Source organism: Mycobacterium kyogaense, assembly GCF_036946525.1.
Lineage (GTDB): Bacteria > Actinomycetota > Actinomycetes > Mycobacteriales > Mycobacteriaceae > Mycobacterium > Mycobacterium kyogaense_A.
Map to the genome: position 1 here is coordinate 99,266 of NZ_JAQIIY010000006.1, position 21,172 is coordinate 120,437.

At 69.0% G+C, this 21,172-nt stretch carries 21 protein-coding genes; 12 read left to right on the top strand and 9 right to left on the bottom strand.

Annotation, left to right across the window (positions count from 1 at the left end):
• Window positions 1-74 precede the first annotated feature (74 nt).
• Genes PGN37_RS02630 through PGN37_RS02650 form a run of 5 tightly spaced genes read left to right on the top strand, consistent with a single transcriptional unit; the run spans window position 75 to window position 4,663 of the window.
• Window positions 75-1,124: a glycosyltransferase gene (locus PGN37_RS02630; protein WP_335329465.1), complete on the top strand. Its 1,050-nt coding sequence runs from the start codon at window positions 75-77 to the stop codon at window positions 1,122-1,124.
• Window positions 1,121-2,239 (top strand): glycosyltransferase, encoded by a 1,119-nt coding sequence (locus PGN37_RS02635; protein WP_335329466.1) that lies wholly within the window; start codon window positions 1,121-1,123, stop codon window positions 2,237-2,239. Before PGN37_RS02630 ends, PGN37_RS02635 begins: the two co-directional genes overlap by 4 nt.
• Window positions 2,236-3,210, top strand: a complete 975-nt coding sequence (locus PGN37_RS02640) for a glycosyltransferase (RefSeq protein WP_335329467.1) — start codon at window positions 2,236-2,238, stop codon at window positions 3,208-3,210. The genes PGN37_RS02635 and PGN37_RS02640 overlap by 4 nt, the downstream gene beginning before the upstream one ends.
• On the top strand, window positions 3,207-4,046 hold the full coding sequence (locus PGN37_RS02645; protein ID WP_335329468.1) for a glycosyltransferase family 2 protein: 840 nt from the start codon (window positions 3,207-3,209) through the stop codon (window positions 4,044-4,046). Before PGN37_RS02640 ends, PGN37_RS02645 begins: the two co-directional genes overlap by 4 nt.
• A gap of 2 nt (window positions 4,047-4,048) precedes the next feature.
• Entirely contained in the window at window positions 4,049-4,663 is a 615-nt protein-coding gene (locus PGN37_RS02650) for a class I SAM-dependent methyltransferase (RefSeq protein ID WP_335329469.1), read from the top strand.
• Here the strand turns inward: PGN37_RS02650 and PGN37_RS02655 are convergent.
• Window positions 4,644-5,048 carry a VOC family protein gene (locus PGN37_RS02655; RefSeq protein ID WP_335329470.1) on the bottom strand — a complete coding sequence of 135 codons (405 nt, stop codon included), beginning with the start codon at window positions 5,046-5,048 and terminating at the stop codon, window positions 4,644-4,646. The two genes, PGN37_RS02650 and PGN37_RS02655, sit on opposite strands and share 20 nt — an antisense overlap.
• Before the next feature lie 22 nt (window positions 5,049-5,070).
• On the opposite strand from PGN37_RS02655, the gene PGN37_RS02660 reads away from it, so the two are divergent.
• Both PGN37_RS02660 and PGN37_RS02665 read left to right on the top strand, forming a co-directional pair.
• The gene (locus tag PGN37_RS02660; RefSeq protein WP_335329471.1) at window positions 5,071-6,795 is read left to right on the top strand and encodes an N-acyl-D-amino-acid deacylase family protein; all 1,725 of its coding nucleotides are present in this window, start codon (window positions 5,071-5,073) and stop codon (window positions 6,793-6,795) included.
• Window positions 6,792-7,340 carry a carboxymuconolactone decarboxylase family protein gene (locus tag PGN37_RS02665; RefSeq protein WP_335329472.1) on the top strand — a complete coding sequence of 183 codons (549 nt, stop codon included), beginning with the start codon at window positions 6,792-6,794 and terminating at the stop codon, window positions 7,338-7,340. The genes PGN37_RS02660 and PGN37_RS02665 overlap by 4 nt, the downstream gene beginning before the upstream one ends.
• Here the strand turns inward: PGN37_RS02665 and PGN37_RS02670 are convergent.
• Together PGN37_RS02670 and PGN37_RS02675 are read right to left on the bottom strand one after the other, a co-directional pair.
• Window positions 7,337-8,149 (bottom strand): SDR family NAD(P)-dependent oxidoreductase, encoded by an 813-nt coding sequence (locus PGN37_RS02670; RefSeq protein ID WP_335329473.1) that lies wholly within the window; start codon window positions 8,147-8,149, stop codon window positions 7,337-7,339. The two genes, PGN37_RS02665 and PGN37_RS02670, sit on opposite strands and share 4 nt — an antisense overlap.
• Window positions 8,150-8,160: 11 nt before the next feature.
• Window positions 8,161-9,165 (bottom strand): zinc-binding alcohol dehydrogenase family protein, encoded by a 1,005-nt coding sequence (locus tag PGN37_RS02675; RefSeq protein WP_442932835.1) that lies wholly within the window; start codon window positions 9,163-9,165, stop codon window positions 8,161-8,163.
• A gap of 101 nt (window positions 9,166-9,266) precedes the next feature.
• Between PGN37_RS02675 and PGN37_RS02680 the strand changes: the two genes are divergently transcribed.
• The gene (locus PGN37_RS02680) at window positions 9,267-10,580 is read left to right on the top strand and encodes an MFS transporter (protein WP_335329474.1); all 1,314 of its coding nucleotides are present in this window, start codon (window positions 9,267-9,269) and stop codon (window positions 10,578-10,580) included.
• Window positions 10,581-10,626: 46 nt separating this feature from the next.
• Here PGN37_RS02680 and PGN37_RS02685 read toward each other — a convergent pair whose 3' ends face one another.
• Together PGN37_RS02685 and groL are read right to left on the bottom strand one after the other, a co-directional pair.
• Entirely contained in the window at window positions 10,627-11,889 is a 1,263-nt protein-coding gene (locus tag PGN37_RS02685) for an IS30 family transposase (protein ID WP_335329475.1), read from the bottom strand.
• A 147-nt stretch (window positions 11,890-12,036) separates the two neighbouring features.
• Complete coding sequence (gene groL, locus PGN37_RS02690; RefSeq protein WP_335329476.1) at window positions 12,037-13,662, bottom strand: chaperonin GroEL; 1,626 nt, start codon at window positions 13,660-13,662, stop codon at window positions 12,037-12,039.
• Between the two features lie 243 nt (window positions 13,663-13,905).
• On the opposite strand from groL, the gene PGN37_RS02695 reads away from it, so the two are divergent.
• Window positions 13,906-14,898 carry a VWA domain-containing protein gene (locus PGN37_RS02695; protein WP_335329477.1) on the top strand — a complete coding sequence of 331 codons (993 nt, stop codon included), beginning with the start codon at window positions 13,906-13,908 and terminating at the stop codon, window positions 14,896-14,898.
• Here PGN37_RS02695 and PGN37_RS02700 read toward each other — a convergent pair whose 3' ends face one another.
• The 3 genes from PGN37_RS02700 to PGN37_RS02710 are packed head-to-tail and all read right to left on the bottom strand — an operon-like array spanning window position 14,899 to window position 17,378.
• The gene (locus PGN37_RS02700) at window positions 14,899-15,906 is read right to left on the bottom strand and encodes a VWA domain-containing protein (protein ID WP_335329478.1); all 1,008 of its coding nucleotides are present in this window, start codon (window positions 15,904-15,906) and stop codon (window positions 14,899-14,901) included.
• Window positions 15,903-16,781: a cytochrome c oxidase assembly protein gene (locus PGN37_RS02705; RefSeq protein ID WP_335329479.1), complete on the bottom strand. Its 879-nt coding sequence runs from the start codon at window positions 16,779-16,781 to the stop codon at window positions 15,903-15,905. The genes PGN37_RS02700 and PGN37_RS02705 overlap by 4 nt, the downstream gene beginning before the upstream one ends.
• A gap of 42 nt (window positions 16,782-16,823) precedes the next feature.
• A complete protein-coding gene (locus PGN37_RS02710) occupies window positions 16,824-17,378 on the bottom strand; it encodes a TetR/AcrR family transcriptional regulator (protein WP_335329480.1) in 555 nt (184 codons plus the stop codon).
• Between the two features lie 102 nt (window positions 17,379-17,480).
• On the opposite strand from PGN37_RS02710, the gene PGN37_RS02715 reads away from it, so the two are divergent.
• From PGN37_RS02715 to PGN37_RS02725, 3 genes are all read left to right on the top strand, one after another.
• Complete coding sequence (locus PGN37_RS02715) at window positions 17,481-18,380, top strand: SDR family NAD(P)-dependent oxidoreductase (protein ID WP_335329481.1); 900 nt, start codon at window positions 17,481-17,483, stop codon at window positions 18,378-18,380.
• Window positions 18,381-18,389: 9 nt separating this feature from the next.
• Entirely contained in the window at window positions 18,390-18,887 is a 498-nt protein-coding gene (locus tag PGN37_RS02720; protein WP_335329482.1) for a cupin domain-containing protein, read from the top strand.
• A gap of 91 nt (window positions 18,888-18,978) precedes the next feature.
• Window positions 18,979-20,679, top strand: coding sequence for a DEAD/DEAH box helicase (locus tag PGN37_RS02725; protein ID WP_335329483.1), 1,701 nt, complete (start codon window positions 18,979-18,981; stop codon window positions 20,677-20,679).
• On the opposite strand, the gene PGN37_RS02730 is transcribed toward PGN37_RS02725, so the two are convergent.
• A complete protein-coding gene (locus PGN37_RS02730; RefSeq protein ID WP_335329484.1) occupies window positions 20,668-21,141 on the bottom strand; it encodes an SRPBCC family protein in 474 nt (157 codons plus the stop codon). The genes PGN37_RS02725 and PGN37_RS02730 overlap by 12 nt on opposite strands.
• Window positions 21,142-21,172: the final 31 nt, after the last annotated feature.

Consider the following 21,172-nt stretch of genomic DNA (forward strand, 5'->3'; position numbering starts at 1 on the left):
CTCTCGCGTGGTATACCTGTCACAGCAATTCGTCGAGACAGCGGCGAGACAAATCGCCCTGTCGAAGGGATTGTGTGACTCTGATTCGTGTTGCCTCCGTTCCGGCTGCACACCCGTACATCTCCGCCATCGTCGACACCACGCTCCTGACATTGCTGCCCGATCCGGTTCCGCCGGGCGCCAGCCAGCCGGGACAGTGGTGGCCGCCGCAATGGCTCGATCCCCGGTACGTTCTCGCGCGCGTCACCGAGATCGATGTCCTGCATGTGCATTTCGGCTTCGAGACCGTCGAGCGCGACGATCTCGACGCCGTCGCCGACGTGCTCGCGGCGCATGACGTTCCCCTCGTGGTGACCGTGCACGACCTGGCGAATCCGCACCTCGGCGACCAGACCGGTCATCTCGCCAAGCTCGCCACCCTGCTGCACCGTGCCGATGCCGTGCTCACGCTGACCCACGGTGCTGCGCGCCACATTCGCAGGCGATGGGGCATCACCCCGATGGTCCTGCCGCACCCGCACGTGGTGCCGATCGAGCAGGTCGGGTCACCACGCATGCAACGCACCCCACCCGTCGTCGCCGTGCACGCCAAGTTCCTGCGGGCCAACATCGATCCGTGGCCGGTGATGAACACACTCGTTGCAGCGCAGCATTTTTCATTGCGCCTGGATCTCGACGAGAACGCATTGACCTCGTCCAGGGGCGCGCACCTGGCCGGTCGACTGGACGGATACCGGGAACGCGGTGTCGACGTCCGGGTACATCCGCCGTTCACCGACGCCGAACTCGTCGACTACCTGCACGACATCGACGTCCTGGTGCTGCCCTACCGGTTCGGCACGCACTCCGGCTGGGTCGAGGCGTGCCACGACTGCGGCGTCGTCCCGGTGGTCCCCGACTGCGGACACTTCCACGAGCAACAGCCCTGCGCCACCTTCGGTTTCGGCATCGGACGATTCGACCAGGCGAGCCTGCTCGCCGCCGTCACAGACGCGGCCGCGCAGGTCCCCGGGCGCGCCGACGATCTTTCCCGCCGGCGCATGCGAGCCGCGGAACGCGACGGGGTGCGACGGGACACCGCAAGCCTGTACCGGCGTCTCCGCGAGACCGCGAGAACCGCATGAGCACCCGGCCATTACGCATCGCCCTGCTCGCCTCGTCGCGCTACCCGGTACGGCAACCGTTCGCCGGCGGACTGGAAGCGTTCGTGTTCGAACTCGCCCACGGCCTCACCGCTGCGGGCCACTCCGTCACGGTGTTCGCCGCACCGGGCTCCGACATGGGGCTGCCGTGGAACGTGGTACCGCTACGCACCCTGCACATGAGTGAGGAGACCCGGCGCCTCGACCCCACGACACCGGAATGGGTGGTGCAGGAGACGCACGCCTACCTGTCGGTGATGGTGAGCCTGGGCCGCGCTGAACTGGGTTCGTTCGACGTGATCCACAACCACAGCCCGCACTACCTGCCACTCGCCATGGCCCACACCGTCGGCGCACCAATGCTGACTACGTTGCACACTCCCCCGCTGAAATGGCAGGAGCAAGCGGTCGCACTCCCGGGCGGGGTGGCGAGTAGCTTCGTGGCGGTCAGTGAATTCACTGCGCGGCAATGGAATCCGATCAGCGGGCCGATCCCGGTGATTCTCAACGGCGTGGACATGGCGCACCGGCCGATGGGGCCCGGCGGTAGCTACGCCGTGTGGACGGGTCGGCTGGTGCCCGAAAAGGGTGTCACCTCGGCCATCGCCGCGGCGCGCGCAGCGGGCATTCCGCTGCGCATCGCCGGGCCGATCGGTGACTCCACGTACTTCGACACCGCGGTACGCCCGCTTCTGGGCGACGGCTCCGTCGGCGCCGTCTACGACGGCCACCTGCGCCGTGACGACTTGAATGAGCTGGTCGGCGGTGCGGCCGTGGCGCTGGTGACCCCGCACTGGGACGAACCCTACGGCCGCGTCGTCGCCGAAGCACTGGCCGCCGGAACGCCGGTCGCGGCGTTCGCGCGCGGCGGCATCCCCGAGATCGTCGACGGATCGTGCGGGCGGCTCGCCGCGGCCGGCGACATCGACGGGTTGAGCCAGGCCCTGCTGGAGGCGATGACGCTGCGCAGGAGCGACGCGCGCGCCCGCGCGGAGCGGTGCTGCTCGCACGAGGTGATGGTGTCGCAGTACCTCGATCAGTACCGGCAGCTGCTGTACACACCGGAAATCTCTGCGATAGAGGGCGTTTCGGCGTGATCGGTTACTACGTGCACCACCACGGCCGCGGGCACGCGGCCCGGGCACGGTCGATCTGCGCCCATCTGGACGAACCCGTGACGTTCTTCTCCTCGCTGCCCCGCCCCGCGCAGATGCGGCCCCAGGACCGGTGGGTGCAGCTCCCCCTCGACGTCCCCGCAGACGGAGAATTGCCCGTCGACCCGGAGAGCAACGGCCGATTACATTGGGCACCAACACATGTGGCGGGGCTTGCCCGCCGCTCCGCCGATCTGCTCCAGGTTGCCGCGGATGCCGGCCTGCGCCGCCTCGTCGTCGACGTCTCGGTCGAGATCGCGATGCTCGGCCGGCTCGCGGGCATTCCCGTGACCGTGATGGCGATGCCGGGTGAGCGCACCGACCCGGCGCACCGGCTCGCCTACGACATCGCCGACCAGATCGTGGCGCCGTGGTCCGCCGACGTCTACCGACCGGCCTGGCTCGGTGAGCATGCGGAGCGCACCCACTTCGTCGGGTCGATCAGCCAGTTCGAGCACCGAGGACACCGCACCGGCTCGGGCGGTGGCACAGCGGTGCTGCTCGGCGGCGCCGGCGGCGACGATCTGCCCGCCGATGCCATCGACCAGCTCCGGGCCGCACTCCCGCAGTACCGGTGGATCGCACTCGGCGCCTCCGGGTGGGTGGACGATCCGTGGCCGGTGCTCGAGGCGGCCGACGTCGTCATCACCCACGCCGGACAGAATGCGGTCGCCGACGTGGCGCTCACCGACGCCGCGGTGATCGTGATCCCCCAGCATCGTCCCTTCGCCGAACAGCACGCCACCGCGGCAGCCCTGGTGCGCGCGGGACTGACCGTGGAGGCGTCCGCGTGGCCCGCCGGCGACCGCTGGCCGGCACTGCTCAGCGCGACGTTCGCGCTCGACCGGTCCGCGTGGTCGCGGCTTCAGGTGCGCGGTGCAGCTGCCCGCGCCGCGCAGGTGATCGCCGCGTGACCCCACGGACGGCGGTGATCACGGTCGTCCACGGGCGTCACGCACACATCGCAGCCCAGGAGGCGGGGTTGGCGCGCAGCCGGCTCGCGCCAGACGACCGCATCGTGGTCGCGATGGCCGACCCGGCGATAGCGACGCTGACCGGCCCGCACACCCACGTCGTCTCCTGCGCCGCCGACCCCGCAGCGCTCCCTCTGGCGCGCGCCCGCAACATCGGTGCCCGGGCAGCGCTCGACCGCGGCGCCGAACTGCTGATCTTCCTCGACGTCGACTGCATCCCCGGTCGCGATCTGATCGGCGGGTACCTCGCGGCACATCGGCAGGTCGACCGGCCGGCCCTGCTCTGCGGGCCTGTCACGTATCTGCCGCCCGCGCCCGGCGGGTATCCCATCGATCGTCTCGATGAGCTCACCGATCCGCATCCCGCGCGGCCGGCCCCGCCGCCGGGCGTGCTGCAGTCCGAACCGAACCACGACCTGTTCTGGTCGCTGTCGTTCGCCTGTGCTGCGGCCACCTGGGCCCGGCTCGGCGGATTCTGCGAGGACTACGTGGGCTATGGGGGCGAAGACACCGACGTCGCGTCGTGTGCTGCCGCGCAGAGTATTCCGTTGTTCTGGATCGGTGGTGCGCACGCGTACCACCAGCACCACCCGGTCTCCGACCCGCCCGTCGAACACGTCGCGGCGATCGTGGCCAACGCCCGGGTCTTCCGCCGGCGTTGGGGGCGATGGCCGATGGTGGGGTGGCTGGACTCCTTCGAACGCGACGGCCTGATCACCCGCCGAGGCGACGAGATCGAGATCGTGGAGAGGTTGGTGGCCCCATATGCCCGGTGAACATGCCTGATCCGATGGCGGGTTTCGACGCGCCGGTGCGGTCCTGGGAGGACATTCCCGGGTGGTTCCAGTGGCGCTCCGGGCAGGAGGAAGCCGTCGCGACGTTCGGTCCTGGCGACCGCATCGTCGAGGTTGGCTGCTACCTGGGCCGCAGCCTCTGCTCTCTCGCCGAACTCGCCCGCGATCGCGACCTGGTGATCGTCGGCGTCGACACAGCGCGAGGCAGCGGCCCCGAAGGACGCGGCGGCACCGACGCACACGGGCCTGCGGTCAGCCACGGCGGCGGCACCCTGGCCGGGCTGCTGCACCGTAACCTCATCGCGTGCGGCGCCGCCGATCAGGTGCAGCTGCTCATCAGCGATTCGGTGGCCGCGGCGCAGTTGTTCGCCGACGGATCACTGGCCTGGGTCCACCTCGATGCCCGGCACGACTACGACAGCGTGTGCGCCGACATCACCGCCTGGCTGCCGAAGGTTCGCCCTGGCGGCTGGCTGTCGGGCGACGACTACGACGAGTGGCAGTGGCCGGGCGTGGTGCAGGCCGTCGCCGACACCCTCGACGGCGCAGCCCCGTGGTCCAAAGGTCAGTGGCGCTGGCTCAAGCCGGCGGACCGGTGACCGCCGGACCGTTGCCGTGGAACACGGCCTCGACGTTGTTGCCTTCGGGGTCGCGGACGAACGCCCCGTAGTAGTTGTCGTGGTACTCCGGCCACATCCGCGGCTCGTGCAGCGACTCGGCCCCGAGCGCGAGCGCGGTCCGGTAGAACGCCTGCACCGCCTCGGCGTCCTTGGCCATGAACGCGAGATGCATCTCGCGGTTCGGGCCCGACACGTCGCCGACAGACGCGTCACCGATCCAGAACGCGGGATGGCCGTCGGCGCCGTAGCCGATGGCCACCTCCATGTCCATCTGCCTGGTGTACCCGAGCACCCCGAGGACCTTGTCGTAGAACGACTTCGACTCTTCCCAGTGCACGCAGTTGATTCCGAAGTGGTCGATCATGCCGTCACCGTACATTCGAGCTATGACATATGACCTGATCGTTCGTGGCGGGACCGTGGTCGACGGTCTGGGCGGCGAACCGTTCGTCGCCGACGTCGCGATCAGCGACGGCGTGATCACAAAGGTCGGCCGCGTGGAGGGGTCCGCGACGCGGGAGATCGACGCCACCGGCCTGCTCGTCACGCCGGGCTTCGTCGACCTGCACACCCACTACGACGGCCAGGCCATCTGGTCGGACCGGCTGACGCCGTCGTCGGCGCACGGCGTCACCACCGCGGTGATGGGCAACTGCGGCGTCGGCTTCGCACCGTGCCGGCCCGCCGATCACGACGTCCTCGTCGACGTGATGGCCGGCGTCGAGGACATTCCCGGCGTCGTCATGGTTGACGGTCTGCCCTGGCACTGGGAGACCTTCCCCGAGTTCCTCGACGCCGTCGAGGCGCGCCCGCACGACATCGACGTGGCCGCATTCCTGCCGCACTCGCCGCTGCGCGTGTACGTCATGGGCCGCCGCGGTGTCGACCGCGAACCGGCCACACCCGAGGATCTGGCGATGATGCGCAAGCTGGCGGCCGAGGCGGTGCAGGCCGGGGCGCTCGGATTCGCGTCGTCACGGCTGACGCTGCACAAATCCGAGAGCGGCCAGCCGATCCCGAGTTACGACGCCGGCTACGCCGAGATCGAGGCCATCGCGCGCGGCGTCGAGGACGCCGGCGGTGGCCTCATCCAGTTCGTCCCCGATCTGATGGCCGGCGACTACGAGCCGGCGCTGCGCACGGTCTTCGACGTCGCGGCCGACGTCGGGCTGCCCGTCACGTTCACGCTCGCCATCGGCAACGCCGGTGACCCGTTCTTCCTCGACGCCCTGCGGATGGTCGAGAAGGCCAACAGCGACGGCGGCCGGATCAGCGCCCAGATCTTCCCGCGCCCGATCGGGCTGGTGCTCGGCCTCGAGTTGTCGGGCAACCCGTTCGTGATGTACCCGTCCTATCAGGCCATCGCGGGCCTGCCGCTGGCCGAGCGGGTCGCCGAGATGCGCAAACCCGAAGTCCGCGAACGTATCCTGAACGATCAACCGGCCGCCGACGGACATCCGCTGATGTTCGCCGCACAGGCGTGGAACTACATGTTCCCGCTGGGTGATCCACCCAATTACGAACCTGCACAATCTGATTCGATCGGCTCTCGGGCGCAGAGTCGCGGCGTCAGCCCAGCCGAAGAAGCGTACGACCGTCTCCTCGACGACGACGGCCGCGCCATGCTGCTGGTGACCCTGGCCAACTTCCGCGACGGCTCACTGGACACCGTCGCAGAGCTGATCCGCCGTGACGACGTCGTCCTCGGTCTCGGCGACGGTGGCGCACACTACGGAATGATCTGCGACGCAAGCTTTCCCACCTACATGCTGACCCACTGGGTGCGGGACAGGCCGAGCGGCCGCCTGGCAGTTGCCGACGCGGTGCGCGAACTCACGTCGGTGCCGGCGGCCGTGGCGGGCCTGGCCGATCGCGGCCGCATCGCCGTCGGCTACAAGGCCGACCTGAACGTGATCGACGCGGCCGGGCTGCGGCTGCATCGGCCCGTCGTCGTCGCCGACCTCCCTGCCGGCGGACGCCGCCTCGACCAGAGCGCCGACGGCTACGTCGCCACCGTCGTCTCGGGTCAGGTGATCGCTGAGAACGGTGTACCGACCGACGCCCGGCCGGGCACGCTGATCCGGGGGCGGCGGAAGGCGCCGGACGCGTGAGTCGCGTTGCGCCCCTTGCCCCTCCGTGGAGCGAGCAGGACGCCGAAGGCATCCAGCGCTGGGGTCACCCCGACCGCACCTACGAGCCACTGCTGCTGGTGCGATGCCTGCAGCGTCATCCGGCCCTGGCCGCGAAACTGCGTGCGCTCGGGGAGACGCTGTACGTCGATGCGAAACTCCCAGCGCGGCTGCGCACCATTGCGATCCTGCGGATCTGCGCGCTGCTGGGCTGTGCCTACGAATGGGGCGGGCAGGCCGCGTTCTGGGGGCCGATCGCAAAAGTGTCCGAGGCCGAATGCGACGCGTTGGTCACCGGCGCGGACGTCGCATGGTCGGCCGATGAACGCACGCTGATCACCGCGGTCGACGAGATCGAGGCGACCGGTTCGTGGACCACGGACACCTGGACGGCGTTGGGCGACAGCCTCGATGACGAACAACGGATGGAACTGCTGATCGCGGTCGGCTGGTACCGCACCATCTGCACGCTGTGCAATGGGCTGGACCTGCCCGTCGAAGGCTGGATGCGAAGCTGGCCCGGCTAGGTCGACCGCTTCAGCGCCGGGTGCTGGTTGCGCAGCAGCGGTAACAGCAGGCGGCGCGGCAGGACCTCGAAGACCCGCGCGGGAATCTCGTTCTGCCAGCCGGGAATCACACTGCGCCCGCTCTCCAGCGCCTCGATCCCCTTCTTGGCGACCGTGCGCGACTCGATCCACAAGAACTTGGGGAACGCCGCCGCGAACGTCCGCTCGTCCATGCCGGCGGTTTCGAGGAACTCGGTGCGCACCGGCCCCGGGTGCAGGGCACCGATAGTGACGCCGGTGCCGGCGAGCTCACCGCGCACGCCGTCGGTGTAGGACCGCACGAACGCCTTCGTCGCCGCGTAGCCCGACTGTCCGGGAAACGGCTGGAAGCCCGCCGTGGAACCGACGTTGAGGATCGCGCCGCGGCCCCGCGGCACCATCTGCTGCACCGCACGAGTGGTCAGGTCGATCACCGCCTCCACGTTGACCCGCACCTGACGCATCTCGGCGTCCGGCGTGGATTCGAGCACCGGACCGATGGTGCCGATCCCGGCGTTGTTGACCAGGATGTCCATCGTCAGACCGCGGCGGGCGACCTCGTCCAGCAGGTCGGCACGCGCGGCCGGGTCAGCGACGTCGCACCCGATCACCTCCACCCGAACCGGGCCGGACAGTTCGTCGGCGAGTTCGCGCAATCGATCCTCGCGGCGGGCGACCAGGGTCAGGCCGTGGCCGCGGGCGGCCAGTTCGCGGGCCAGGTCGGCGCCGATGCCCGAGGAAGCTCCGGTGACGACGGCGGTGGTGGTATCAGACGGGCGAGGCAGGGCCATGCTCTGCGAACCTACGCCGGTCCACGAGTGAGCACGACCTTGCCCGTCATCCGGCCCGATTCCACGTCGCGGTGCGCCTCGGCCAGCCCGGCTGCCGAAAAATCGGTGATGGTCTTGGTGACCGTCGTCCTCAGCACGCCCTGATCCACCAGCTCCGCCGCACGGGCCAGCAGCCGCTGCTGCTCGATCATGTCGGGCGTCTCGAACATGGCTCTGGTGAACATCAGCTCCCAATGCCACGCAATGCTTTTCGCCTTCAAGCCGACGAGGTCGAGGCCCGCCGGCTCGTCGATCGCGGTGATATGACCGAACGGCTTGACGATCGCCTCGTAGGAGTCGATGTTGCCCGCCGAATGCGGGGAGAACAGGTAGTCGACGCCCTCGGGCACAGCGGCGAGCGTCTCGTCCTGCAGGCGGTGGTGGTTCACGACCACGTCGGCGCCCGTCTGCTGCGCCCACGCACGTGACTCGTCGCGGCTGGCGGTCGCGATCACCCGAACCCGCGTGAGCGCTTTCGCGAGCTGGATCATGATCGAGCCCACGCCACCGGCGGCACCGAGCACCAGCAGATCGCCCGTCGAGTCGGCGGTGAGCCCGAACCGGTCGAACAGCGACTCCCACGCGGTGATCGTCGTCAGCGGCAGCGCCGCCGCGTCGGCGAAGGACAGCGACGACGGCTTGCGCGCCACGATGCGCTCGTCGACGGCCTGCAGTTCGGCATTGCTGCCGGCGCGGGTGATGTCGCCGGCGTACCAGACCTCGTCGCCCACCGACAGCGTCGACACCTGCGGACCGACCGCCTCGACGACACCGGCCGCGTCGTACCCCAGGATTTTCGGCTCTGCAGAGGCGGCGAGAGCGGACCGCTGCTTCACGTCGACCGGATTCACCGACACCGCGAGCACCCTGACCAGCACGTCGCGCGGCCTCAACTCGGGCACCGCGACGGTGACGTCACGCAGGCTGTCGTCGATCGAATCGGCGGCGAATGCGCCGATCGCAGTCATGGTGTCCATGCCCGTCAAGAACCGAGTCGCGCCCGGTTTTCATCCGAGGTTGGGATCAGCGCGCGCGTAACCCTCGCCGGTGTGGCCGCGACGTGCGCTGATGGATCCTCGTGACTGTCATCGACCCACCTGATTCGGCGACCGAGCCCGTGACCCCCGCGGCGCGCACGGCGCTGTGGGCCTCCCTGGTCGGTACGACCATCGAGTGGTACGACTTCTTCCTCTACGCGACGGCCGCCAGTTTGGTGTTCAACCGGGCCTTCTTCCCCGACCAGAGCACCTTCGTCGGGACCCTGCTGTCCTTCGCGACGTTCGCCGTCGGGTTCGTCGTGCGGCCGATCGGCGGGTTCGTGTTCGGCCACATCGGCGACCGCATCGGCCGCAAGAAGACGCTGGCGCTGACCATGCTGCTGATGGGCGGGGCGACCGCGCTGATGGGTGTGCTGCCGACCGCCGCACAGATCGGCGTCCTCGCCCCGATTCTTCTGCTCCTGCTGCGCGTCGTGCAGGGCTTCGCGCTGGGCGGTGAGTGGGCGGGCGCGGTGCTGCTGGCCGTCGAGCACGGCCCGGCACGCAGGCGCGGACTATTCGGGAGCATCCCCCAGGTCGGTCTTGCCCTCGGATTGGCGCTGGGCACAGGCGTTTTCGCCCTCCTACAGATCGCGTTACCCGACGATGCCTTCCTGGCGTACGGCTGGCGCATCGCGTTCCTGTTCAGCATCGTGCTGGTGGTCTTCGGCGTCGCGGTGCGACTGAAGGCCAGTGAGACGCCCGCCTTCGAGAAGGTCCGCGACAGCGACGACCGCGCCGCGGTCCCGGTGCGCGAGGTGTTCCGCCCACCCGTGCTGCGCTCGACCGTGCTGGGCATGCTGTCGCGGTGGGGTGAAGGCGCGGCGTTCAACACCTGGGGTGTGTTCGCGATCGCGTACGCGACCGGCACGCTGAAACTCGAGAAGGTGCCGGTGCTGATCGCCGTCACCGCCGCCGCGCTGCTGATGGCGGTGCTGCTACCGGTGTCGGGTCTGCTGACCGACCGCTTCGGGCCGAAGCGGATCTACACGATCGGCATCGCCGCCTACGGCATCGCGGTGTTCCCGGTGTTCGCGTTGTTCGGCACGCGCGACATCGCGCTGTATGCGCTCGGCATGCTCGTGGTGTTCGGCGTCGTGCACGCCTTGTTCTACGGCGCGCAGGGCTCGCTGTACGCGTCGCTGTTCCCGGCCCGCATCCGCTACACAGGGCTCTCGACCGTCTATCAATTGTCCGGGGTGTTCGCCTCGGGCCTGACGCCGTTGATCCTCACCGCGCTGATCGGCGCGGTGGGTGGCTCGCCGTGGCTGGCGTGCGGCTACCTGGTGCTGACCGCGGCGATCAGCGTGGCTGCGACGCTGGCGCTGAAACCCACGCCGCTGCAGCAGCTGTAACCGTCGCCGCGAGTGTGCAAATTCATCCGCGACTCGCCGCTTGAGTTCAAGGGGTCGATGCAACAGTTGGCGGTTGTGACAGTAGTTCGTTGAGGGCTTCGGCTGGGGTTTTCCAGTTGAGGGTTTTGCGGGGTCGGCCGTTGAGTTCGGCGGCGACGTTGTCGAGGTAGCCAGGTCCCCACAGCGATAAGTCGGTGCTTTTGGAGAAGTACTGGCGCAGAAGCCCGTTGGTGTTCTCGTTGGTGCCGCGTTGCCATGGCGAGTGTGGATCGCAGAAGTAGATGTCGAGATCGGCGGCCGCTGCGATCGCTGCGTGGTTGGCCATTTCGCTGCCCTGGTCCCAGGTCAGGGAGCGGCGCAAGTGTTCGGGCAGCTCGCTCATTTTCTCGACGATCGCGTTCTGCACGCTCAGTGCGGTGTGATCGTCGGGCAGGTGCAACAGCATGACGAACCGGGTGCTGCGCTCGACGAGGGTGCCGATCGCCGAGGCTGAGGCCGTCGACCCCAAAATCAGATCGCCCTCCCAGTGCCCGGGCACCGCCCGGTCGGAGACCTCGGCGGGACGCTGGCTGATGTTGACCATGCCGGGGATACGACCACGACGCGCTCCTGCGGGGCGCTGAGGATGGCGGATCGCGCGCTTCGTGCGCAGGCAGCGGTGCAGCTCTTGGCGTAGCGATCCACGCCCTTGTACGTAGATGGCCTGGTAGATGGCCTCGTGTGACACCCACATCTCCGGATCGTCGGGGAAATCGCTGCGCAACCGCCGCGCGATCTGTTGAGGGCTGTGGTGGCGCTCCAGTCGAGTCTGCACCTCTTGGCGCAGGGTGTCATCGCAGGCCAGTCGGCGCTGCTTGGGCCGGCGGGTGCGTTCGGCCGAGCGGTCATGAGCAGCCGTGGCCAGGTAGCGCACCGACGAGGGTTTACCGCTTTGGCGGGCACCGAAGGCGTGTTTGCGTCGGTAACCCGATTTGCGGCCCGTGTGGCGGTTCCGCAGCTCGCTGTTGTTATCGATTTCGCGTTTGATCGTCGAGGCTGGCCGGCCCAATCGTCGACCGATGGATCGCAACGACTCACCCGTGCACACGCCTACCTGAATTTCGATGCGATCGTCCAGTGTCAGCCGCGGACGCGGACCACTCGATTTCGGCTTGGGCTTAGCTGGTTTCACGCCACCAGCCTCACGGAACCACCGCTGTCCACAGCCCTCTGACACACCGACAGCCACCCCGGCTTCAGCCGGGAACAGACCAGCCCGGACATACTCCCAGAACGCCGGCATCCGCGACCGCAACGGCACTCGACCCATCGCAACACTCCTCGATCACAGGGGGTGTTGCATCGACCGCTTGAAACCGCCCCGCGACCGGCGGATGAGAATGCACACTCGGCGCGCACGACACACGAAAAAGCCCGGCCCCGCGAACGGGACCGGGCCTCCTCGTAGTGCTGGGACTTAGAAGTCCATACCGCCCATGCCACCGGTCGGGTCGCCCGCAGGTGCGGCGGCCTTCTCCGGCTTGTCGGCGACGACGGCCTCGGTGGTGAGGAAGAGCGCCGCGATCGAGGCTGCGTTCTGCAGCGCCGAGCGGGTCACCTTCACCGGGTCGGCAACGCCGGCCTTGAGCAGGTCCTCGTACTCACCGGTCGCGGCGTTGAGGCCGTGACCCGCGGGCAGGTTGGACACCTTCTCGGCGACGACACCGGGCTCGAGACCACCGTTGAAGGCGATCTGCTTGAGCGGAGCCGACAGCGCGACACGCACGATGTTGGCGCCGGTGGCCTCGTCACCGGAGAGGCCGAGGCCGTCCAGCGTCGGGGCCGACTGCAGCAGAGCCACGCCGCCACCGGCGACGATGCCCTCTTCGACAGCAGCCTTGGCGTTGCGGACGGCGTCCTCGATGCGGTGCTTGCGCTCCTTGAGCTCCACCTCGGTGGCAGCTCCGGCCTTGATGACTGCAACGCCGCCGGCCAGCTTGGCCAGGCGCTCCTGCAGCTTCTCGCGGTCGTAGTCGGAGTCGCTGTTCTCGATCTCGGCGCGGATCTGGGCGACACGGCCCTGGATCGCGTCGGCATCGCCTGCACCCTCGACGATCGTGGTCTCGTCCTTGGTGACGACGATCTTGCGGGCCTTGCCGAGCAGCGCGACGTCGGCGGTCTCGAGGGAGAGGCCGACCTCTTCGCTGATGACCTGGCCACCGGTGAGGATCGCCATGTCCTGCAGCATCGCCTTGCGACGGTCACCGAAGCCCGGGGCCTTGACGGCGACGGACTTGAAGGTGCCGCGGATCTTGTTGACCACCAGGGTCGACAGGGCTTCGCCCTCGACGTCCTCGGCGATGATCAGCAGCGGCTTACCGGACTGGATGACCTTCTCCAGCAGGGGCAGCAGATCCTTGACGGTCGACACCTTGGAGCTGACCAGCAGGATGTAGGGATCCTCGAGGACGGCTTCCTGACGCTCGGCGTCGGTCACGAAGTAGCCCGAGATGTAGCCCTTGTCGAAGCGCATGCCTTCGGTGAGCTCGAGCTGCAGGCCGAAGGTGTTGCTCTCCTCGACGGTGATGACACCCTCGTTGCCGACCTTGTCCATGGCCTCGGCGATGAGCTCGCCGATCTGGACGTCACCGGCGGAGATCGCGGCGGTGGCAGCGATCTGCTCCTTGGTCTCGACCTCCTTGGCCGACTTCAGCAGACCTTCGGTGACGGCCTCGACGGCCTTCTCGATGCCGCGCTTGAGGCCGAGCGGGTTGGCGCCGGCGGCCACGTTGCGAAGGCCCTCGCGGACCAGCGCCTGGGCGAGCACGGTGGCGGTGGTGGTGCCGTCACCTGCGACGTCGTCGGTCTTCTTGGCAACTTCCTTGACCAGCTCTGCGCCGATCTTCTCGTACGGATCCTCGAGCTCGATCTCCTTGGCGATGGACACACCATCGTTGGTGATCGTGGGGGCACCCCACTTCTTCTCGAGGACGACGTTGCGGCCCTTGGGGCCCAGCGTCACCTTTACCGCGTCGGCGAGGCTGTTGAGGCCCCGCTCGAGGCCGCGACGGGCCTCTTCGTCATACGCAATTGTCTTGGCCATTGCGAAGTGTTTCCTCCGGGATTGGGGATGCACGTCTTGCTGGTCGGGCGCAGTGCCCGCGACGGACGGCTGGGGATGTGCTCGCGAATGTGCGGCCCCGGCCTCACCGTCCCGACCTAGCACTCGCCGGTCGCGAGTGCCAACTGCATTCTTAGCACTCGACCTGGGTGAGTGCAAGGTTTCACGCCCACGGTGAAACTGCCTCCACAGCCGCCTGCCAGCCGCCCGGGCCACCCTGGGTCGGTGACTGTCCCCGGCCTAGGCCCGCTGTCGCTGTCCGGCTTCGCGAGCCCGGGGTGGCTGGTGCTCCTCGCCGCTCCCGTTCTGCTGCTGGCCGTCTATGTCGTCGCCGCGCGCCGCCGGCGCCGACGGCTGCTCCGGTTCACCCCGGCGCCGCCACCCCGAGCGCCCCGGCTGCGCCATCTGCCCGCCGCGCTGCTGCTCCTCTCTCTGGTGCCGCTGACCCTGGCGGTCGCGCAGCCCAGCCAGGCCATCCGCGTACCGCGCAACCGCGCCGTCGTCATGCTCGTCATCGACGTGTCGCGGTCGATGGGCGCCACCGACGTCTCGCCGACGCGGCTGCAGGCCGCCGAACAGGCCGCAGCCGAGTACGCGCATCACGTGACCCCCGGTGTGAACCTCGGCCTCATTTCGTTCGCCGGCAGCGCCGAAGTCCTCGTCGCACCCAATCCTGACCATGACCTGACCGTCGCGGCGCTGGACAAGTTGCAGCTGGCCGACAGCACCGCGACCGGGCAGGCGATCTTCGCCGCCCTGCAGTCCATCAAGACCGTCAACGCCGTGCTGCAGGGCCCGCGCGATCAGAACCCGCCCGCGCGCATCGTGCTGCTCTCCGACGGCGAGGAGAACCACCCCGCCAACCCGGACGCCCCGCAAGGCGCCTACACCGCCGCACGCGCCGCCCGTGATGCCGGCGTCCCCGTCACGACCATCGCGTTCGGCACCTCGCAGGGCCACGTCGAGATGGGCAACCAGTCGGTTCCCGTCCCGGTCGGCGCCCAGACGATGACGACCGTCGCCCAGCTCTCGGGCGGGCAGACGTCGTCGGCCGCGAACGTCGACGAGCTCAACCAGGCGTTCGACGGAATCGACGATCAACTCGGCTATCAGACCGAGCGCGGGCCGGCGAGCACCGGCTGGCTGCGCCTCGCCGGCCTGCTTGCCGTGGCCGGCGCGCTGTTCGCGCTGGTGATCGACCGACGACTACCTGTCTAGCTAGCGCGGCAGGCGTCGATCGACGACGACGGCGGCCGCCAGCGCTGCGACCAGGATCAGCAGGGACAGCCGCGCCCACGGCGCGCTGGCGTCACCGGGCACGGTGTCGTAGCCGATGATGCTCTGCAGCGTGTCGTAGACGCTGTTGAGCTGGTCGAGGGTGCTGGCGTGGAACGTCTCGCCACCCGAGATCTGGCTGATCGTCTGCAGGGTCGAGTCGTCCACGGGCACCGGGACCTGGGTGTCGTTGAGCGTGACGGTGCCGTCGGGCGTGCCGAACGAGATCGTCGAGATCGCGACGTGCTGTTCCTTGGCCGCGCGCGCCGCGGTGAACGCGCCGCGCGGCTCCTCCGGATCGGCGGGCACCGTCTCCTTGCCGTCGGACTCGAGCACGATGCGCGCCGGCGGCGGACCGTCGCCACCGCCCAGCACGTCGGCAGTTGCCGCGACCGCCTGCAGCGCGGTGAACAGCCCCTCCCCTGTCGCTGTGCGCTCGGCGACCTGCAGCGTGTCGATGGACGCCTTGACCGCGTCGTGGTCGGGTGTGGGCGCCATCAGCAGCGTCGCCGACCCCGCGAATTCGACCAGGCCCAGGTTGATGCCGGGAGTCAGCTCGTCGGCGAAACGCTTGCCGGCCTCTTTGGCGGCGGCCAGCCGGTTCGGCGCCACGTCGGTCGCCGACATCGACTCCGAGACGTCGATGACGAGCATCACCACGGCGCGGTTGCGCGGCACCCGGACGTTGTCGGTGGGTCCGGCCATCGCGGTGGTGAGCAACGCCAGCGAGGCGAGCAGCAGCGCCGCGGGCACGTGCCGCCACCGTCGGCGCCGGGGCACGCTGAGCGAGGAGAGCAGCTCGAAATTGGCGAAGCGCAAAGCCCGGCGCCGCTTGCGGCGCTGCGCGACGACGTAGGCCGCCAGGAGGGCGAGCACCGCGGCGAGCACCAGGAAGAACCAGGCGTGGGTGAAGCCGCGCAGCGAGAAGGTGCCCAGCAGCGGAATGGTCATCGGCCCATCCGAGAGCGCAGTTGCGGATCGTTCTCCCACCACAACCCGGACGCGGGTGCCTCATCGAATGCGGCGTCCAGTTCGGCGTCGACGACCGTCGCGTGCCGCTTCTCGTCGGCGGAGAAGAACCGCATCAGCACCAGGATGAAGAACACTCCCAGCACATCTCCGACCAGCCAGAGGACACCGGCGCCGATGGATTGGTCGACGCGCATCGTCGGGCCCCACTGCCTGCCGAGGCCGCGGTAGTAGTCGGCGGCGATCAGCGGGCCGAGCCACAGCACGATGCCCAGGACACCGTCGCCGAGCGACTCGACGATGCTGATGACCAGCGAGATCAGCTGCGTGTACCGGCGCGGCACCGGATCGGTCTGCAGCCGGGCGTAGAAGTAGCCGAAGCCGACGGTCAACATCAGCGCCCCGGTCAGCGCCATCACCCACGGGTGGATCAGCGCGGCCCCGTACCAGAGGGTCAGATAGAACAGCCAGGGCAGCGCGAGCATCGCCACCGACGTCGTCGCCGGATGCAGCAGCAGGCGTGCGCCACGGCCTGCGGGAGACACCCCCAATGCGGTGAGTGGACGACTCATCGCGACGAAGAACGGGATCACCATCAGCAGGAGCAGCACCTGCAGGGCCCGCACCCAGAACAAGACGGGCGCGTAGACACTGACCATGCCCATGGTCGCGACGGCGAACAGGCCGATGCCGACGGCGCAGCAGGCCGCGTTCGCACGCGTCAGCGACGGGCGGGCAGTCCGGTAGCACCGCGCGTAACCGACGGCGGCGACGAGCGCGAGCACTGCCGCGCTGGTGTTCCACCGCCACGTGGTCAGCGCCGTCGCCCAGGTCAGTGGGACGATCGCCGCACTCATAGTCGGCCACTATGCGCTGCAGACCTGGAGGCGACCTGTGGGTCAGCTGGCGCGTAGACCGTCCAGCACCACGTCGATGACGCGCGTCGCGGCGTCGCGGTTGTAGCCCTGCATGGCCTGCAGGCCCACCAGCAGCGCCTTGACCTCGGCCACGCCGATCTCGCCGCGCACGGTGCCCGCGTCCTGGCCGGCACGCAGCAACTCCCCGAGCATGGCCAGGAAATCGTCCTCGATGTCGGGGATCGCAGCTTCGACCGCGACTCCGGCTCCGGCGAGCGCTTCGCTCATGCCGCGGTCGGTCGCACCCCACTTGAGGACAAGGGTGCGCAGGAAGGTGAACAGCGCATCGCCGGGCGCGGCCTCGTCGAGCAGCGCACGACCCCAGGTGATGATGCCGCGGATCCGGTCGTCGACGACGGCGCGGAACAGGTCCTCCTTGGTGGGGAAGTGCCGGTAGACCGTGCCGGCACCGACCCCGGCGCGGCGGGCGATCTCGTCGATCGGCACCGCGAGCCCCTCCGCGGCGAAGGTCTCGTAGGCGACCTCGAGAACGCGCGCGCGGTTGCGTGCGGCGTCGGCACGCAGGGGCCGGACCATCGTGAGCACCTCCCGTGTCGATAAAGCGGGGCGACCGTTCCGTATAGTGGCTATCAACCGGGGCGACCGCCCCGTTTCCGTCCATTCTAGGAGCCCCGAGCCATGACCACCTGGACCACCGCCGACATCCCCGATCAGACCGGCCGCGTCGCCGTCATCACCGGCGCCAACACCGGACTCGGCTTCGAGACCGCCAAGGCGTTGGCCGACAAGGGCGCCACGGTCGTCATCGCGGTCCGCAACACGGACAAAGGCAATCAGGCCGCCGCGCGCATCGACGGCACGGTCGAGGTCCAGAAGCTGGACCTGACGTCGCTGGCGTCCATCCGTGCCGCCTCCGACGCGCTGAAGAGCCGGTTCGACCGCATCGACCTGCTGATCAACAACGCAGGCGTGATGACCACACCCAAGGGCACCACGAAAGACGGCTTCGAGCTCCAGTTCGGCACCAACCACCTGGGCCACTTCGCGCTCACCGGGCTGCTGCTGCCCAACATCGTCGACGTCCCCGGCTCCCGGGTGGTGACGGTCAGCAGCAACGGCCACAAGATGGGCGGTGCGATCCACTGGGACGACCTGCAGTGGGAGCGCAGCTACAGCCGCATGGGTGCCTACACCCAGTCCAAGTTGGCCAACCTGATGTTCACCTACGAGCTGGAACGCCGCTTGGCGCCTCGTGGAAAGACGATCGCCGTCGCTGCCCACCCCGGTACCGCCACCACCGAGCTGGCTCGCAGCTTCCCACGTCCGGTCGAGCGCGCTTTCCTGGCGGCTGCGCCGTTGCTGTTCGCCCAGGACGCGACGGGCGGAGCTCTGCCGTCCCTACGTGCCGCCACCGATCCGGGCGCGCTCGGCGGTCAGTACTACGGGCCCGACGGCATCGGCCAGCAGCGCGGCAACCCCGTCGTCGTCGCCTCCAACACGGTGTCCTACGACGTGGCCCAGCAGCAGCGGCTGTGGACGGTGTCCGAAGAGCTCACCGGAGTCACGTTCCCCGTTTAGCGTGGGCGCATGTCGCTGGTCGTGCCCCCGTATCCGCCACCCCGCTACACCGCCGACGAGCCCGAGGTCAGCGCGTGGCTCAAGCGGGGTGACGCGCCGCCGGACTACGACTCGTTCGGGCTGGTCCAGTACCACTACCTGGCCAGCCAGGGCGACACCGGCGGCGACTATGGCCTGTACCGCGTGCAGATCGCGCCGCGTGCCGGCGGTCCCGGCCCGCACTACCACCGGGGCATGAGCGAGGCGTTCTACATCCTCTCGGGCACCGTGTCGCTGTACAACGGCAGCGAATGGACCGACGGCGGCGCAGGCGACTTCCTCTACGTCCCGCCGGGCGGCATCCACGGGTTCGGAAACCGGGCGGACGAGCCCGCGACGATGCTGATGCTGTTCGCCCCCGGCGCCCCGCGGGAGCACTACTTCGAGGGGTTGGCCCAGCTCGGCGAGCTGACCGACGACGAACGGCGCGAGTGGTTCGCCGAGAACGACAACCACTTCGTCGAGTAGCGGCCGGACACGCCGGAGGCGAACACGCCGCGTCGGATGCGATCGTGGAAGCGCCTGCCCTAGACTGCGATTCGGTCGAAAGGAGTCGTGGGTGCGGGCTGATGCAGCGCCCAGCACCCCCACGCTTCGCGGTTGGCAGCGACGGGCGCTGGTCAAATACCTGTCGGCGCAACCTCGCGATTTCCTCGCCGTCGCCACCCCCGGTTCGGGAAAGACGACGTTCGCGCTGCGCATCGTCGCCGAACTGCTCGCCCAGGGCACCGTCGAGGCGGTGACGATCGTGGTGCCCACCGAGCACCTGAAGGTCCAGTGGGCACAGGCCGCGGCGCGCCAGGGCATCGCGCTCGACCCGAAGTTCTCCAACTCGAACTCCCAGACGTCGTCGGAGTACCACGGCGTCGTCGTCACCTACGCGCAGGTGGCCAGCCACCCGTCCCGGCACCGGGTGCGCACCGAGAACCGCAAGACGCTCGTCGTGTTCGACGAGATCCACCACGGCGGTGACGCCAAGAGCTGGGGCGACGCGATTCGGGAGGCCTTCGACGACGCGACCCGGCGCCTCTCGCTGACCGGGACGCCGTTCCGCAGCGACGACAGCGCGATCCCGTTCGTCACCTACGAGACCGGACCGGACGGTTTTCAGAGGTCGAAGGCCGACCACACCTACGGCTACTCCGACGCGCTGACCGACGGCGTGGTCCGGCCGGTGATGTTCATGGCGTACTCCGGCGAGGCCCGGTGGCGCGACAGCGCCGGCGAGGAACATGCGGCCCGGCTCGGTGAGCCGCTGACCGCCGAGCAGACCGCGCGGGCGTGGAAGACCGCACTGAACCCGGCCGGTCAGTGGATGCCCGCGGTGATCGCCGCCGCCGACACCCGGCTGCGCGGCCTGCGCCAGCATGTCCCCGACGCCGGCGGCATGATCATCGCCTCCGACCAGACCGCCGCCCGCGCGTACGCCGACCTGCTGCTGAAGATCACCGGCGAGGCGCCGACCGTGGTGCTCTCCGATGACAAAGGCGCCTCCGACCGCATCTCCCAGTACGCCGCGGACACGTCGCGGTGGCTGGTCGCGGTGCGCATGGTGTCCGAGGGTGTCGACGTGCCACGCCTGGCGGTCGGCGTCTACGCCACAAGCGCGTCGACGCCGCTGTTCTTCGCCCAGGCGATCGGGCGCTTCGTGCGCTCCCGCCGACCCGGTGAGACCGCGAGCATCTTCCTGCCGTCGGTGCCGAACCTCCTGATGCTGGCGAGTGAGATGGAGGCCCAGCGCAACCACGTGCTGGGCAAGCCGCATCGCGAGACGGAAGACGATCCGCTGGACGCCGAGCTCGCCGAGCAGAAGCGCGACGAGCCCGACGACAACGAGGGCAAGATCGAATACCTCGGCGCCGACGCCGAATTGGACCAGGTGATCTTCGACGGCGCCTCGTTCGGGACCGCCACCCCCGCAGGCAGCGACGAGGAAGCCGACTACCTCGGCATTCCCGGCCTGCTCGACGCGAACGCGATGCGTGACCTGCTGCGCCGACGGCAGGACGAACAGCTGCAGAAGCGCACCGAATCAGGTGCCGTCGTTCCCCCGACGACACACGGGCAGCTGCGCGAGTTGCGACGCGAACTCAACACGCTGGTCTCGCTGGCCCACCACCGCACCGGCCGGCCGCACGGCTGGATTCACAACGAGTTGCGCCGCCGCTGCGGGGGCCCGCCCGTCGCGGCGGCCACGCGCGATCAGCTCAAGGAACGCATCGAGGCGATCCGCGTGCTGCAGCGTGAGCTAACGGCCTGACGCCAGGCTCGCCAGGTTTCCCAGCGAGCTCTCCAGATAGCTGGTCGGGAACGGCGGGAACGTGATGTGCTCGCGCAGCTGCGCAGGAACTGCCGACCAGTCGTAGGTCAGGCGCACCCGCGTCTGTGCGGGCCCGGTGCGCTCGAGGTCGTAACGCCATGTCCAGCCGCCGAATTCGAGGGTCCCGTCGTGGCCGGCCTGCCCGGGTTCCCACGCGATCGTCCGGTCGGGGTCGATCGCGATGACCTTGTTGGCCATGTCGTAGTACCCGTCGGGATGGTTGTCGTGGTACATCCGGATGCGGAAGATCTGCCCCTCCTCGGTCACCGGACCAGGATCCAGGGATTCCCGCAGCCACCCGGTCCCGTCGATCGCCGGATGGTTGGCGGGGTCGGCCAGCACGGCGAACACCGCGGCAGGCTCGGCATGTACATCGACGGTGAGGATCAGTGTGTCGGTCATGACGTTGAGACTCCGCTACCGCGCGGAACTC

Excerpts from the sequence above, each read along its gene's own strand:
- PGN37_RS02710 (WP_335329480.1), bottom strand. The coding sequence starts at position 17,378 with ATGGTCCGGCCCCTGCGTGCCGACGCCGCACGCAACCGCGCGCGCGTT.
- PGN37_RS02700 (WP_335329478.1), bottom strand. The coding sequence starts at position 15,906 with ATGACCATTCCGCTGCTGGGCACCTTCTCGCTGCGCGGCTTCACCCAC.
- PGN37_RS02730 (WP_335329484.1), bottom strand. The coding sequence starts at position 21,141 with ATGACCGACACACTGATCCTCACCGTCGATGTACATGCCGAGCCTGCC.
- PGN37_RS02635 (WP_335329466.1), top strand. The coding sequence starts at position 1,121 with ATGAGCACCCGGCCATTACGCATCGCCCTGCTCGCCTCGTCGCGCTAC.
- PGN37_RS02675 (WP_442932835.1), bottom strand. The coding sequence starts at position 9,165 with ATGGACACCATGACTGCGATCGGCGCATTCGCCGCCGATTCGATCGAC.
- PGN37_RS02660 (WP_335329471.1), top strand. The coding sequence starts at position 5,071 with ATGACATATGACCTGATCGTTCGTGGCGGGACCGTGGTCGACGGTCTG.
- PGN37_RS02685 (WP_335329475.1), bottom strand. The coding sequence starts at position 11,889 with ATGGGTCGAGTGCCGTTGCGGTCGCGGATGCCGGCGTTCTGGGAGTAT.
- PGN37_RS02655 (WP_335329470.1), bottom strand. The coding sequence starts at position 5,048 with ATGATCGACCACTTCGGAATCAACTGCGTGCACTGGGAAGAGTCGAAG.
- PGN37_RS02670 (WP_335329473.1), bottom strand. The coding sequence starts at position 8,149 with ATGGCCCTGCCTCGCCCGTCTGATACCACCACCGCCGTCGTCACCGGA.
- groL (WP_335329476.1), bottom strand. The coding sequence starts at position 13,662 with ATGGCCAAGACAATTGCGTATGACGAAGAGGCCCGTCGCGGCCTCGAG.
- PGN37_RS02715 (WP_335329481.1), top strand. The coding sequence starts at position 17,481 with ATGACCACCTGGACCACCGCCGACATCCCCGATCAGACCGGCCGCGTC.
- PGN37_RS02705 (WP_335329479.1), bottom strand. The coding sequence starts at position 16,781 with ATGAGTGCGGCGATCGTCCCACTGACCTGGGCGACGGCGCTGACCACG.
- PGN37_RS02720 (WP_335329482.1), top strand. The coding sequence starts at position 18,390 with ATGTCGCTGGTCGTGCCCCCGTATCCGCCACCCCGCTACACCGCCGAC.
- PGN37_RS02650 (WP_335329469.1), top strand. The coding sequence starts at position 4,049 with ATGCCTGATCCGATGGCGGGTTTCGACGCGCCGGTGCGGTCCTGGGAG.